Source organism: Sediminibacterium sp. C3 (genome assembly GCF_000508085.1).
Classification (GTDB): Bacteria; Bacteroidota; Bacteroidia; order Chitinophagales; family Chitinophagaceae; genus Sediminibacterium.
The window spans coordinates 1,430,501-1,444,463 of sequence record NZ_KI669560.1 but is presented as its reverse complement, the minus strand read 5'-3'; the positions used below and the strand labels follow the sequence as shown (position 1 = coordinate 1,444,463).

Below are 13,963 nucleotides of genomic sequence, written 5' to 3'. Positions count from 1 at the left end.
CCCTAAAAATCTAAATCGTAAGAACTGGTTTTGTTATCTCGCCGTCTCCTCTTTCTCTCTCTTTTCTGCTTTCTGAACTTTCTCAGAATCAATCACTTGCGAAGAACTTTCGGTTGTTATTAACCACCCTTTTACCGAACGGGCGGCGAAAATACGAAGCTTTTTTATTCCGCCAAATTTTTATTCAAAAATTTGAAACTTTTTTTCTCCAAACCTACTCTCAAAACCTCTTAAAGAACATCCCCTTTTGGTTAAGCGGGATGCAAATATAGGACAGATATTTTAGCTGGCAAATGTTTTTTGAAATTAATTTAGGGGCATTCGCCAGAGCACAATACTGGTAAGGGTTTCAGCAGGTAATTTTTTTTAAGGAAAAATCACTTTAGCTAAAAAAAGGCCCTGTGGCGGGGTACTGAAATCGGCTTTTGTGCAGTCCTTTGCTTCAATAATACTTCTGAACTCATCCAGACTGATTTGTTTGCGACCTGCTTTCAGCATGGTTCCTACCAATCCGCGGACCATTCCGCGCAGAAACCGGTTGGCTGAAACCGTATACTTTAATTGTTTTGCGGTGGGTTTGCTCCACCCGGACAAATCAATGGAACAATTATGCGTAAATACCTGTGAATTGCGTTTGGCAAAACTGGTAAAGTCTGTATACTCTTTTACTATACTGGCTGCAGCCTGCAATAAATCAAAATCCAGTTCAAAAGGATAATACCAGCCCCGGTCTTTCATAAACGGATCTTTCTGCTGGTATATATAATAATGATACTCGCGTCCCAAAGCATCAAAACGACAATGCGCTGTAGCACTTACACAACGAATGCTGCGCACGGCAATATCATCGGGCAAAATCGCATTCAGGTTATATACATGCTTATCGGTAATCGGGAGTTCCGTATCAAAATGAAAATAATTCTGCAATGCATGCACACCCGCATCTGTTCTGGAAGATCCTGTTAAAGCTAGGGGCTCTTTAAATAAAGTAAGCATGGCTTTTTCCAGTGCCAGCTGAACAGTAGCTGCATTATCCTGAATCTGAAAGCCATGATAGGCAGTGCCCTTGTAAGAGAGTTCAATAAAAAATCGGGGCATGGTTATCGGTTCTGCTTTTTCTGTGCCTCTCGAACAGTAACCGGCTTGGGAACCGGAATCAAAATAACCAGGTTTTCGGCCTTACCCCCATTCCTTACTTTATATACCTGCTCAATACCCGCATCGGTTACACGATCAGATAATTTTTCTATTTGCTTTTCTCCCGGCTGCACAGTAATAGGTTGTTCAGGTGCTTCTCCCCTAACCAAGGCAAGGGTAACCATATCCATCAGCATCCATTCTCCATCCTGAGTAATCTTTAATGCATAGCCTTTGGGCTTGCTGTTGATGCTGAATTTAAAATTGTATTCCCGATAAGCACCGGAAGGAAAACCTAGCACCATGCTGTAATCGCCATTAGGTAAATTAGGAATTAATAAATACCCTTTTGCATTAGAAGAATGGATATTACCTTTAAGCTGTATATGATAAGGCTGATTGTTTTCGGACTGTATATACAAAAAGTTATTTTGGGCATTGGATAGTAGCGCCATTAATAAAAGTCCGGTTAAAAAGGATAAACGGTGTAGCATACTACGCATGAACATGTAAACTTGCTTTTTTCAAATTTACTACTTAAAACAGATTATGAAGAAACTATTACTGATTATTGCCCTGGCACAGCTGGGCAATTTAACAGCACAGGAAGCGGGAAAAGAGACCAACAAGCAATACAGGTCTGTTCCGGAAAAAATTAATAACCTGGTACATACCAAACTGAATGCGAATTTCGATTATAGCCAGTCCAGGTTAAACGGAAACGTCTGGATTACCCTGAAGCCGCACTTTTATGCAACAGACAGTTTACAGCTAGACGCCAAGGGGATGGACATTAAACAACTGGCAATAGTAAAAGCTGGTAAGAATATTCCGTTAAAGTACCAATACGATGGATGGGTGCTTCGTGTTAAACTGGATAAATCGTACACCCGTAACGAAAGCTATACGGTATATATAGATTATACAGCAAAGCCCGATGAACTGGAAGTTAAGGGGAGCGCAGCCATCACGGATGCAAAGGGTCTGTATTTCATTAATCCAAAAGGAGAAGACAAAAACAAGCCCACACAAATCTGGACCCAGGGAGAAACAGAAGCCACTTCTGTTTGGGTACCAACCATCGACAAGACCAATCAAAAAACAACACAGGAGTTTAATTTAACCGTGCCTGCCAAATATGTTACACTCAGCAATGGCAAACTCGTTAAACAAACCCTGAATGCAAATGGTACCCGAACCGATAGCTGGAAGATGGATTTACCGCATGCACCTTATTTGTTCTTTATGGGTGTGGGTGATTACGCAGTAATTAAAGATGCCTACAAGGGTAAGGAAGTAAGCTATTATGTAGAGAAGCCTTATGAAAAAGTAGCACGCAGCATTTTTGGGAACACGCCTGAAATGATGCAATATTTTTCAAGCAAATTAGGCGTGGATTATCCATGGGTTAAATACAGCCAGATCACTGGAAGAGATTATGTAAGTGGTGCCATGGAAAATACCACTGCTACCCTGCATCAGGAATCGGCACAACAGGATGCCAGAGAATTAACCGATGGCAATAGCTGGGAAGGAACCATAGCGCACGAATTATTTCACCACTGGTTTGGGGATTATGTAACCGCAGAAAGCTGGAGCAACCTAACGGTAAACGAAAGCTTTGCCGATTACAGTGAATATTTATGGGCAGAATACAAACAGGGAAAAGACGAAGCGGCTTTTATAAACTGGAGTGCAATGAATGGATACTTAAACAGCCCTTCCGATGCAAGCAAACACCTGGTAAGATTTTATTACGATACGCAGGAAGACATGTTTGATGCAGTGAGTTATAGTAAGGGCGGTAGAATCCTTCACATGCTTAGAAAGTATGTGGGAGACGATGCGTTTTTTGCTTCGCTGAATAAATATTTAACCGATAACAAATTTGGAACAGGTAGCGGACATAAACTAAGACTGGCTTTTGAAGCTGTTACCGGAAAAGACCTGAACTGGTTCTTTAATCAGTGGTATTTCAATAGTGGTCATCCGAATTTAACATTGAGTCAGCAATACGATGGCACCGCTAAAAAGCTGATGGTAGTTATTAAGCAAACACAAACTCATCAGATTTATCAGCTTCCTATTCTGATAGATATTTACCATGGTGCCAATAAAAAAAGAGAAATGGTTTGGGCAAAAAATGCAGCTGATACTTTTTATTTTGATGTAGCCACACAACCCGACCTGGTGAATATAGATCCTGAAAGAGTGTTGCTTGCAGTGAAAAAAGAATCCAAAACCATGGAAGCCTATGCGCACCAGATGAAATATGGTGGTCACTATTTAGACAGAAGAGAAGCGATAGACTATGCAGGTAAAAAAATTACAGAACCAGGAGCATATGCATTGGTTGAAGCAGGTTTGAAAGACCCATATTTCAGAATCAGAATGAAGGCTTTGGGTAGTTTCGGCAATGCCAAATTAACAGAAGCAACCATTGCAACTATTGAAAACCTGGCTAAGAATGACCCATCCAAATTAGTAAGAGCAGATGCCATCAGTATACTGGGCCGATTGAAAAATCAGACATATGCATCTCAGTTTGAAAACTACATCAAAGACTCTTCCTATTCAGTTGCCGGGGCAGCTTTGATGGCATTGAACGATTTGGATGGAAAGAAAGCTTTTGCCATTGCGAATGAACTGAAAAATCAAACAGCAAAGGGCAGATTGAGTTCTGCAATCAGTTCAGTGATTATTGCCAATGGCGATGAATCTGCTTACGAGTATATTATGAAAAACTTTACCGAAATGCCATTGTCACAGGCAAAATTCACGGCCATTGGTTCTCTGGTTGAATTCCTGTCGAAAGTAAAAGATGCATCTAAATTCAAAGCAGGTGTGGATGCCATTGTGGAATTCAGAAATGCCATTCCATCCAGTGCAAGATCTCAAACAGATCCGGTGATCAATAATATGTTCTTAAAAGGATTGGCTACCAAGAAAGAAGCCAGCGGAGAGCAGGCATTGGCAGACTATGCAAAAGAGAAAGCCAAGCAATAAAAGCAGATTGATTCGCTTGAACAGATTGAGTTTATGATTGCCAATTATCAAAGCCCTGGGTTTCTCCCGGGGCTTTTTTATGAAAAAAGCCATGAAAAATACAATGCGAAATTGATTGGGCTTTTCTGAAAGTGGATGGATTGAAACTAATGCTGCGTCGGTAAAGAAACAGTAGTACTGGAACTCAATTCAATGGTAACAGGCAGTACTTCTTTTTCCATCGTACTGCTGCCCGAAAGTTTTACTTTCATAGACTCTGACTGCATAATGCCGGAAACTAAATCGTAAACCCTTTCCGTTCGGGCAATACCTTTAAACTGCTGTAAAACCGACTTCCCCAGTTGACTCAATTTGTTTTTAATGAACCAGTCTGAAAGAACGGAAACAAAAACCTGCCGGTCAATTATTTTTGTAATAATGTACTGATGCAATTGCCTGGAACTATCCTGAACAGTAGAGTCTGACCAGATTAAGCCGGCTTTCACTGTTTTTTTATCAAATGGTAAAAAATATTTACCAGGGTCTTCTTCAATTTCAAAGTAAAAGGGTTTACTGGACTCAATTGTATCGTATAACAATCCTTTTGCATGAAAACGGCTGATAACCATTTTTCTGGGCTTATTAATATTCGCCATCAGCCATGCTTGTTCGGCTGACTGCAGTCCGGCAGTATCATTGCTGTTGAATTTATCTTCTCTGCCAAAAGCAAATAAGCTACCTGAAATATTTTCAGTGGTAGCTTCCAGTTCAAAATAATTTGAAACAGGGGTTAATAAACGATAACTGGTTTGAGTTGACTTCTGAGATTGAATGGTAATTGGCTGATCGGGAATATGCAGGTTGGTAATATTACTAACCTGATGAACCACACGGAACAAGGGCATTGAATAAGTTTGTGCACTCAGTTTACCCGATGCAAAAATCAGTATCCAGAATAACTTCCCCCCTATCCAATTCAATTGTTGCATGATATTAGCATTACCAGGACCCGCCTGCTCCACCTCCGCCACTACTACCTCCCCCAAAACCGCCGAAGCCACCGCCACCGAAGCCGCCACCACCAAAGCCGCCGCCTCCACCTCTATTATTGCCTCCTAACAAAGTAGACCACAACAAAGCTTCAGCCACATTGGCCGCACCTCTCCGGCTCATCATTCCGCCTCCACGGCCACCTCTTCCGCCACCACCACGGCCTGCGCCTAAAATAAAAATGATAACGATAATGATAAAAATGAAAGTAAGTATAGATCCACCGCTATCTCCGTTATTGTTTTTCTTAACCCGTTTGGTTTTGTATTCACCCACTGCCGCTTTGGCCAATGCATTAACGGCATTATCAATTCCACGATAATAATTCTGTTGCTTAAATTCCGGAACAATTTCATTTCTGTAAATGCTGGAAGCGGTTACATCAGGAATTGCACCTTCTAAACCATAGCCTACTTCTATCCAGATTTTACGATCTTCAATGGAAGCCAGAATCAGGACCCCATTGTTGGTTTTTTTATTCCCTATGCCCCAGGAACGAAATAATTTATTAGCGTATTCCTGAACTTCGTAGCCCTCCAGGGTTTTCAGAATTACTACCGCAATCTGGTTAGAAGTGCTATCGTCCAGTGCCACCAGTTTTTCTTCCAAGATGGCAACCTGCTCCTTGCTTAACACACCCGCATAATCATTCACCAGCCTGGGTGGATTCGGCGGGGGCACTACTGTCTGAGCAATGCCTGTTACAAAGGAAACAACCAACAATAATATGAGTAGTAACTTCTTCATTTATTTTCCAAAAACAATCTCGTCAGGTAATTCATTTTTGTCAGTAGTTCCGTCGTATGGGAAATGGGCCACCAGGGCTTCACCAATATCTTCAATAATATGGCAGATTCCTTCTATAAAGTGCTTTTCTCTGAATTCGGAAAGCATCATTTCCACTTCTTTCAGCCAGAATGCATGACCTACTTTCTGGTGGATGCCTTCATCCCCAAAAACAGCCAGCTGATGATCCTCCATGGCTAAATACAACAGCACCCCGTTACGGGATGCTGTTTGATCCATTTTTAATTGGTAAAATATTTCCTTCGCCCTGTGCACCGGATTCACCAGTTCACAATTGGATTCCACATAGATTCTGATTTCGCCACTGGTTCTTTGTTCAGCTTTTTGAATGGCTGCAACAATGGCATCTTTCTCTGCCTGGGTAAAATATTCTTTTCGTTTTTTTCCGAATAATCCAAACATGGGCCAATTTTAGAATTTAACTTCCGGAGCTTTCTCAGAACCTGCATCAGCTTTGAATCCTTCCTTCACTTTAAAGCCGGTTATGCTGGCCAGAATATTCATAGGAAAAGAACGGGCTTTCACGTTATAGGCAGCTACAGCAGCGTTGAAGTCGTTTCTGGAAACCTTGATTCGGTTTTCAGTTCCTTCCAGCTGTGCCTGCAAGCCACGAAACGCTTCATTGGCTCTAAGATTAGGATAATTTTCTGTAACCATTAATAAACGACCTAAAGCCTGAGATAACTGACCTTGAGAGGCCTGAAATTCCTGTAATTTTTCCGGAGTCAGGTCTTTAGCATCTACTTTCATCTGGGTAGCACTTGCTCTGGCTTCTACCACAGCCTGCAAAGTTGACTGCTCAAAATTGGCTTCTCCCTTAACGGTATTCACCAAATTAGGGATAAGGTCTGCCCTGCGCTGATAATCACTTTGTACGTTGTTCCAGGACTGGCTTACGGTTTCATCTAATTTAACCAATCCATTGTAACCACTCATACCGCATCCGCCAATTAATACAATTAATCCGATAATGACAATAAGGGTAATTCTCTTTGTGTTCATGTTTTTATATTTGAAGTATTGAATATACAAAACGGATGCCATATTTATGGGGTGGCAGAATGACATTTCACATTTTGCAAACGTTTTTCACCTATTTTTGCCCAAAATTTAAAAATCTCCGAAACGATAGGCTATGTCAGTATTAGTAAACAAGCACTCAAAAATCATTGTTCAGGGTTTTACCGGAACAGAGGGAACGTTTCATGCCACTCAAATGATTGAGTATGGAACCAATGTGGTAGGTGGCGTTACACCCAATAAAGGTGGAACAACCCATTTAGATAAGCCCGTATTTAATACAGTAGCCGATGCCGTAAAGCAAACTGGTGCTGATGTAAGTATCATTTTCGTGCCACCTGCATTTGCAGCAGATGCCATTATGGAAGCGGCTGAAGCAGGAATCGGTTTGGTAGTATGTATTACTGAAGGTATTCCAGTCCAGGATATGGTAAGAGTTAAGAATTACTTACAGGGAAGCAAAACCCGCTTAATCGGGCCAAACTGTCCTGGCGTAATTACTGCAGAAGAAGCTAAAGTAGGTATCATGCCTGGCTTTATTTTCAAAGCAGGCAGAATTGGCATTGTTTCAAAGAGTGGTACCCTTACCTATGAAGCAGCTGATCAGGTAGTAAAAGCAGGATTAGGTATCAGTACTGCGATAGGTATTGGCGGAGACCCAATCATCGGGACCCCAACCAAAGAAGCAGTAGAATTATTAATGAATGATCCTGAAACCGATGGTATCATCATGATTGGTGAAATTGGAGGTAGCATGGAAGCTGATGCTGCAAGATGGATCAAAGACAATAAAACGAAGCCTGTTGTAGGATTTATTGCAGGTCAAACTGCTCCTCCCGGAAGAAGAATGGGACATGCCGGTGCCATCATTGGCGGTGCAGATGATACAGCAGCTGCCAAAATGAAAATCATGGCAGAATGCGGTATTGAAGTAGTAGCAAGCCCTGCGGATATTGGTATTACCATGGCTGCTGCACTAAAAAAATAAACAAGCAAATTGTTAATAAACGACCCGAGGCTCTAAAGCTTCGGGTTTTTTTATGCAAAAAACAGCATCTTGCATCCTTAGCAATACATCCCAAATTGATTTCTATGCGTCTTCTATTTTCTCTTATCATACTAGTGGTTTCCTTTCAAATAAAAGCACAGACAACAGATGCTTATTATAGTGAGCAATATAAAATCATTGACAGTTTATTGCTCAAAGACAGATTGCCCAAAACGGCATTGGAAAAAGTGAAAGCTCTGTACAAAAAAGCAGTCGCAGAGAAAAAAGAAGGGGAGCAAATCAGGGCCATGATTTATGAAACAGAAATTGATCAGGAATATACAGAAGAAGGCTATACCCAAACCTTGCTGGTATTAAAAAAAGCCAGTCAGCAAGCCAAAGAAAATCCGGCACTACAGTCGTTATTACATGTATTGATTGCTAAAAAATACAATGAATATTACGAGAACCAGAAATGGAATTTGTACAACCGGAAAAACTGGAGTGCGCAACCTTTAAAAGATAGCATTGAGACCCAATTTAAACTGGCCAAAGCCAATGCAACACTGCTAAAAAACAATTCACTAAACGTATATGCTCCTATTATTGTAGGGGGATCAGAACCGCTGCAACATTATACAGCCTTCGATTTACTCTTGATTGAACAGATACGCTATTACACGCAGGGATTAGGAAATGATGCCAATGAACGTCACCAAAAATTCGTGTCAGATTTATTCCAGGAATTAATCAACGGAAAGAAAACCGGCGAACCACTGCAGCAACGTTATCGTTTCAATTTTATTAAATGGCAGTATCAGGAAAACATCATAAAAGAAAAGGAATATTCAACCGCATTGATGCAATTCACCAAAGCAAATGCGGAAGGATCTGTTGAAACAAATAAAGATGCATCAGTGATAGCCGATGCATATTATGAATTGGCAAAGCTTACTGCAGAAAAAGGAAGAAACTATCATCCTTTCAGAGATACGACCAACCAATTTGCTTTCGTACATGCACTGGCGATTATTAAAGAGGCAGAGAAAAAAGTTGAGCCAGTGCAGATGAGTAAAAGCGGTTTGACCGATTTGCAGAATGAAATCAAGGACAAGAAAGCTTGGATACAGGTAGAAGAATACAATGAGAGCAACAAACCATTCCGTGCATTTCTCCAATTTAAAAATCTGGATACACTGTATGGAAAAATCTACAAAGTAAATTTTGGATTTTATCCCAAAGGGATTGAATCTGCAGAAATTTTATCCACTATCCTGAAACAAAATTTTGTCAGGGAAATAACCATCCCAATTCCTGCAACCGGAGATTATCAGACTCATTTTACAGAGTTTAAGATAGACCCGCTTACAGATGGCACTTATCTTTTGCTTACCAGTGCAGGCAAGTCCTTTAATGTAACAACGGACAAACTGGGATATACGGTTTTCAATGTATCCAACTGGGTGTACATCAAAGACAACCAGCAATACTTCATCAGAGATTATGCAGATGGAAAACCTGTGGTTAATGTGTCCGTAAGTGTCATGCAAAATGTATATAACCGAAATACAGGAATTACAGAACAGAAAACCCTTTTAGAAACCAAAACAGATGAGCAGGGCGGTTTTCAGATTACTCAAAAAGTAGATAATAACATCACTGTTCAGGTAAAAAACAAAAACAGCATTTTACAGTTTAGTGAGTACCAATATCAATTCAGAAGCTTAAATAGCGATACAGACCCATCCATACAATTTGAAAAGGGTAATAAGCGAATGCATTTTTTTACCGACCGATCCATTTACCGACCGGGGCAAACCATCTATTTTAAAGGCATTGCCATCACCAAAGACTGGAATACAAAACAACCCAAACTGATAACAGAAAAAGCCCCTGTGCTTTGCTATCTGTATAATGCAAACTGGCAAAAAGTTGATTCCCTTTTTCTAAAGTTGAATTCCTTTGGAAGCATTACGGGCCAGTTTCCAATTCCCAACAAAGGGCTTACCGGAGCATTTACCATTGTAGCAGTAGATTACAATGATTCAAGAGCCACCGTTAAGGTAGAAGAATATAAAAGACCTACTATTCAGCTGGTTTTTAACCAACCTAAGTCTGGTTATCGTTTAAACGACAGCATACATTATACCATCCAGGCCATGGGCTATGCAGGGAATGTAATCAACGGAGCGAAAGTAGTTTACACAGTTAAGCAATTCGGAAGACGCCCACAACCCGAAGGCAATATCATTGCATCCGGAAATGGTATTACCGATGCCAGTGGAAAATTTATTATCCCCTTTAAAGCCTTGTACGATAGTTCAAAAAACAAAGAAGAAGAAGTATCCATTAATTATATTGTTCAGCTAACCGTTACTGATTTAAACGGAGAGAGCAGATCGGGCAATATTAATATCAGCGCCGCAAAAACCGCATGGAGACTTTCTATTCAAACACCTGCGATCGTTTTTCAAAGCAAACTGAAAAATATTGAAACTATCGTGCAGGACCTGAATGGAAACACAAAACATATTCCCGTACAAACATCCATCTATAAAGTAGCAGAGCCAACACAATTTATTCGTAAAAGATACTGGGATCGTTCGGATATACATATATACGACTCGGTTACCTACAGAAAATATTTCCCGCATGATGAATACAATCGGGAAACAGAAATAGAACACTGGCCTGTTGCTGCATCAGCATCAGACGTAAGTAAAATTGAAGTAGGCACCTATAAAGTAATCGCTACTGCAATTGACAGTTTTGGGCTGCCACTCAAATCTGCTCAATACCTACAAGTGATTAACCCGGAAAAACCAAGACAATATCCTGATCTGTTACAATTGTATTCTGCAACCACTACAAAGCAAGGCGATACTTTACACATCACAAAAGCATACCCTATCCCTAATGCGGCTGTTATTCAAAAAATAAAAAGAGGAAATAAAGCTTCGACTTATCAATATAAACAAACAGAAAATATTTCAAGGGAAGAAATCATTATTAATGAAGAGGATAAGGGAGGAATATTTTTGCAGGAAGTATTTATTGCAAACGGAAGAATGTATAAACAAGCTCAATCCATTGCTGTACCTTTTTACGACAAAGAATTATCCATTAAAACAGGAACTTTCAGAAATGTCTTTGAGCCAGGCGCCAAGGAAAGCTGGCAAATTGAAGTAGCCGGTAACAAGGCAAATGAAAAAGCAGCAGAAATACTGACAGGTATGTATGATGCCAGTCTGGATGCATTGAATCCACACAATTGGGATAGATTAAATCTGTGGAACAATACTAATTACGATGATGGATTCTTCAGTACCCTATTCCGAGCCAGCCATATTACCCTATTACACGACTATCAGTGTTTCTGTGAAGCAAAACCCTATACAGATCCGCAACTACTCAATAGCATTCCTGTTCAATGGAAAATAAAAGAAAGGGTTTTATATGAAACACAGGCAAAACGATCCATTGCAGCCCCACCCCCGGCCAATATAAAAATCAGGGGAACGAATTCCGTGATGGAAGAAGACTATGACAAAGTGTATACTTATGTGGAATACAAAGATCCGATAACAGGAGATATTTTCCGGAACGGAAGAACCATTCCCGCCAACAAACCTGCTGATGGATTTGAGCCTATCAGAAAGAACTTCAATGAAACGGCGTTTTTTATCTCACAATTGTATGCAGACAGCACAGGTAAATATACATTCAGCTTTCAGTTTCCGGATGCAACCACCCAATGGAAATGGATGACCCTGGCCCATACCAAAGAGCTGGCCGTTGGCTATACGGAACAGAAAGTGCAGACGCAAAAAAGCCTGATGGTTCAACCCAACCTTCCCCGTTTTTTAAGAGAGGGAGATCAGATGGAAATACCAGTGAAGATTGCCAACCTTACCCAAAAAGAATTAACTGGCACCATCACACTTGAATTGATTGATGCCACTACCAATACACCGGTAGACGGATGGTTTCAGAATGTATTTCCGCAGCAGTATTTTACTGCCGAAGCCGGGCAATCTGCTATTGCACAGTTCCCTGTACAAATTCCTTTTAGCTACAACAAACCATTGCGCATTCGGATGATTGCAAAGACCAATAGCTTCAGTGATGGGGAGGAGCATATCATACCCGTTTTAAGTAACAGACAGTTCATTACAGAAACCCTACCCATTTACTTATCCAAAGACACAACACAACAATTCAGTTTCAGTAAATTAATAAACAACCAAAGTGAAGGTATCAGTACAGAAGCGCTGACCGTTGAATACACTACACAACCCGCCTGGAATGCCATACAGGCACTGGGTTATATGAAAACAGATCCTGAACAATCTGCCATTCAGCAATTCAGCCGCATCTATGCCAACCTAATGGCATTGCATATCCTTAAAAAATATCCTGTCATTGGTCAGGCATTGGAAGCCTGGAGAAAAGACAGTACCGCCTTACTCAATCCATTAGAAAAGAACAATGAATTAAAGCAGATTTTGCTGGAAGAAACACCCTGGGTATTAGACGCGAAATCAGGAAATCTCTTATTGAAGGAACTGGCCAACCAGTTCAATGAGGAAAAAATGACTGCCGAAAATGAAGCATGGATCATCCGTTTAGAAAAGTTGCAGGGTAAAGAAGGAAGTTTCAGTTGGTTCGAAGGAGGCAATGCAGATCCCTTTATCACCAACTATATTTTACTCCAGATAGGCAAACTAAAAAGAATCGGCGCCATTAATCCATCCCTGTCTGCAAGATTAAGAGGGATGCTGGTGAAAGCCAATCATTATATGGACAATGAGATCCACTACCGTTACAAAAAAGACAAATCAGCTAAACAGATTAGTATCCCACTTGATTATTTGCTGATGCGAAGCCTGTACAGAGATATTGCCATTACCAATGATTCTGCCTATCAGTTTTATCTAAAGAAAGCACTGACCAACTGGTCGCAGCAAAATCTATATGGTCAGGCAATGGCAGCATTGCTCGCACACAGAAACAATCAGACTGCATTTGCTGAAAGAATTTTGAAATCATTGGCCGAACAATCGATGAATGATACATATAAAGGTGTTTATTGGAAAAACAGAACCACTTCCCGCTGGTATGCAATGCCCATACAGCATCAGAGCATGATGATTGATTGTTTCAGCGAAATTAACGCTACGCTTCCAAAGCAACCCTACAAGCAATTCATCAGCGGCATGCTTACCTGGTTAATTTTGAACAAAGAAGCCAATCATTGGGGCAACAGTATAAGTACAACAGAAGCTGTGTACAGCATAGTTGCGAATGCAGGAGAATGGTTCGGCAATAAAAGAGCAGTTCAGATAAAACTAGGCAATACCACTACCATTGGAACTGCAACAGAAAAAACAATGGAAGGATCCGGTTATTTTAAAAAGAGACTGGAAGGCAATAAAGTGAATGCTTCCATGGGAAATATCACGGTAACAACAGCTACCCAAAATATGGTTTCCAATCAACCTTCTTATGGAAGTATCTACTGGCAATATTTAGCCAATATGGATGAAATTACAGCCAGCACAGGACCTATTGAAATCAATAAGACCCTCCGTGTTTTCAGAAATAACCAATGGATTTTATTGAATGAAAATGAGCCTGTGAAAGTGGGTGAATTATTAAATGTAACGCTGAGTATAAAAACAGACAGGGAAATGGATTATGTGCATGTTAAGGATTTACGTCCGGCAGCAACAGAGCCAACCGATGTTCTAAGTGGCTACCAATGGAAAAGCCGTTCTATTTATTATCAAAGCACCAAAGATGTAAGTACCAATTATTATTTCCATTCTTTACCCAAGGGTACACATCAACTGGATTATACCATGAGAGCCACACATACTGGTTTATACACAGCGGGGCTTGCTTCCATTCAAAGCATGTACGCTCCGGCATTAAAAGCACATTCCAATTCCATTAAAATCAGAATTGAACAATAAT

At 40.5% G+C, this 13,963-nt stretch carries 9 protein-coding genes; 3 read left to right on the top strand and 6 right to left on the bottom strand.

What is annotated here, in order from left to right:
• Window positions 1-366: 366 nt before the first annotated feature.
• Entirely contained in the window at window positions 367-1,098 is a 732-nt protein-coding gene (truA, locus tag F777_RS0106625; protein ID WP_026751351.1) for a tRNA pseudouridine(38-40) synthase TruA, read from the bottom strand.
• 2 nt (window positions 1,099-1,100) lie between these two features.
• A complete protein-coding gene (locus F777_RS0106620) occupies window positions 1,101-1,640 on the bottom strand; it encodes a hypothetical protein (protein WP_152530878.1) in 540 nt (179 codons plus the stop codon).
• A gap of 46 nt (window positions 1,641-1,686) precedes the next feature.
• Here F777_RS0106620 and F777_RS16000 point away from each other — a divergent pair, with 46 nt between their 5' ends.
• Window positions 1,687-4,143 (top strand): M1 family aminopeptidase, encoded by a 2,457-nt coding sequence (locus F777_RS16000; protein ID WP_051408483.1) that lies wholly within the window; start codon window positions 1,687-1,689, stop codon window positions 4,141-4,143.
• 146 nt (window positions 4,144-4,289) lie between these two features.
• On the opposite strand, the gene F777_RS0106610 is transcribed toward F777_RS16000, so the two are convergent.
• Genes F777_RS0106610 through F777_RS0106595 form a run of 4 tightly spaced genes read right to left on the bottom strand, consistent with a single transcriptional unit; the run spans window position 4,290 to window position 6,981 of the window.
• Window positions 4,290-5,222, bottom strand: coding sequence for a hypothetical protein (locus F777_RS0106610; protein ID WP_152530877.1), 933 nt, complete (start codon window positions 5,220-5,222; stop codon window positions 4,290-4,292).
• Complete coding sequence (locus F777_RS18535) at window positions 5,122-5,919, bottom strand: TPM domain-containing protein (protein WP_026751348.1); 798 nt, start codon at window positions 5,917-5,919, stop codon at window positions 5,122-5,124. The genes F777_RS0106610 and F777_RS18535 overlap by 101 nt, the downstream gene beginning before the upstream one ends.
• Window positions 5,920-6,381, bottom strand: coding sequence for a TPM domain-containing protein (locus tag F777_RS0106600; RefSeq protein WP_026751347.1), 462 nt, complete (start codon window positions 6,379-6,381; stop codon window positions 5,920-5,922). It abuts the gene before it with no gap.
• Window positions 6,382-6,390: 9 nt separating this feature from the next.
• Window positions 6,391-6,981: a LemA family protein gene (locus F777_RS0106595; protein ID WP_026751346.1), complete on the bottom strand. Its 591-nt coding sequence runs from the start codon at window positions 6,979-6,981 to the stop codon at window positions 6,391-6,393.
• Window positions 6,982-7,114: 133 nt separating this feature from the next.
• On the opposite strand from F777_RS0106595, the gene sucD reads away from it, so the two are divergent.
• Window positions 7,115-7,987, top strand: coding sequence for a succinate--CoA ligase subunit alpha (gene sucD, locus F777_RS0106590; protein ID WP_026751345.1), 873 nt, complete (start codon window positions 7,115-7,117; stop codon window positions 7,985-7,987).
• A gap of 104 nt (window positions 7,988-8,091) precedes the next feature.
• A complete protein-coding gene (locus F777_RS0106585) occupies window positions 8,092-13,962 on the top strand; it encodes an alpha-2-macroglobulin family protein (RefSeq protein ID WP_081720479.1) in 5,871 nt (1,956 codons plus the stop codon).
• Window position 13,963: the final 1 nt, after the last annotated feature.

What these genes read in the sequence shown, in the direction of transcription:
- F777_RS0106595 (WP_026751346.1), bottom strand. Translation starts at nt 6,981, where the DNA reads ATGAACACAAAGAGAATTACCCTTATTGTCATTATCGGATTAATTGTA.
- F777_RS0106585 (WP_081720479.1), top strand. Translation starts at nt 8,092, where the DNA reads ATGCGTCTTCTATTTTCTCTTATCATACTAGTGGTTTCCTTTCAAATA.
- truA (WP_026751351.1), bottom strand. Translation starts at nt 1,098, where the DNA reads ATGCCCCGATTTTTTATTGAACTCTCTTACAAGGGCACTGCCTATCAT.
- F777_RS18535 (WP_026751348.1), bottom strand. Translation starts at nt 5,919, where the DNA reads ATGAAGAAGTTACTACTCATATTATTGTTGGTTGTTTCCTTTGTAACA.
- F777_RS0106620 (WP_152530878.1), bottom strand. Translation starts at nt 1,640, where the DNA reads ATGCGTAGTATGCTACACCGTTTATCCTTTTTAACCGGACTTTTATTA.
- F777_RS16000 (WP_051408483.1), top strand. Translation starts at nt 1,687, where the DNA reads ATGAAGAAACTATTACTGATTATTGCCCTGGCACAGCTGGGCAATTTA.
- sucD (WP_026751345.1), top strand. Translation starts at nt 7,115, where the DNA reads ATGTCAGTATTAGTAAACAAGCACTCAAAAATCATTGTTCAGGGTTTT.
- F777_RS0106600 (WP_026751347.1), bottom strand. Translation starts at nt 6,381, where the DNA reads ATGTTTGGATTATTCGGAAAAAAACGAAAAGAATATTTTACCCAGGCA.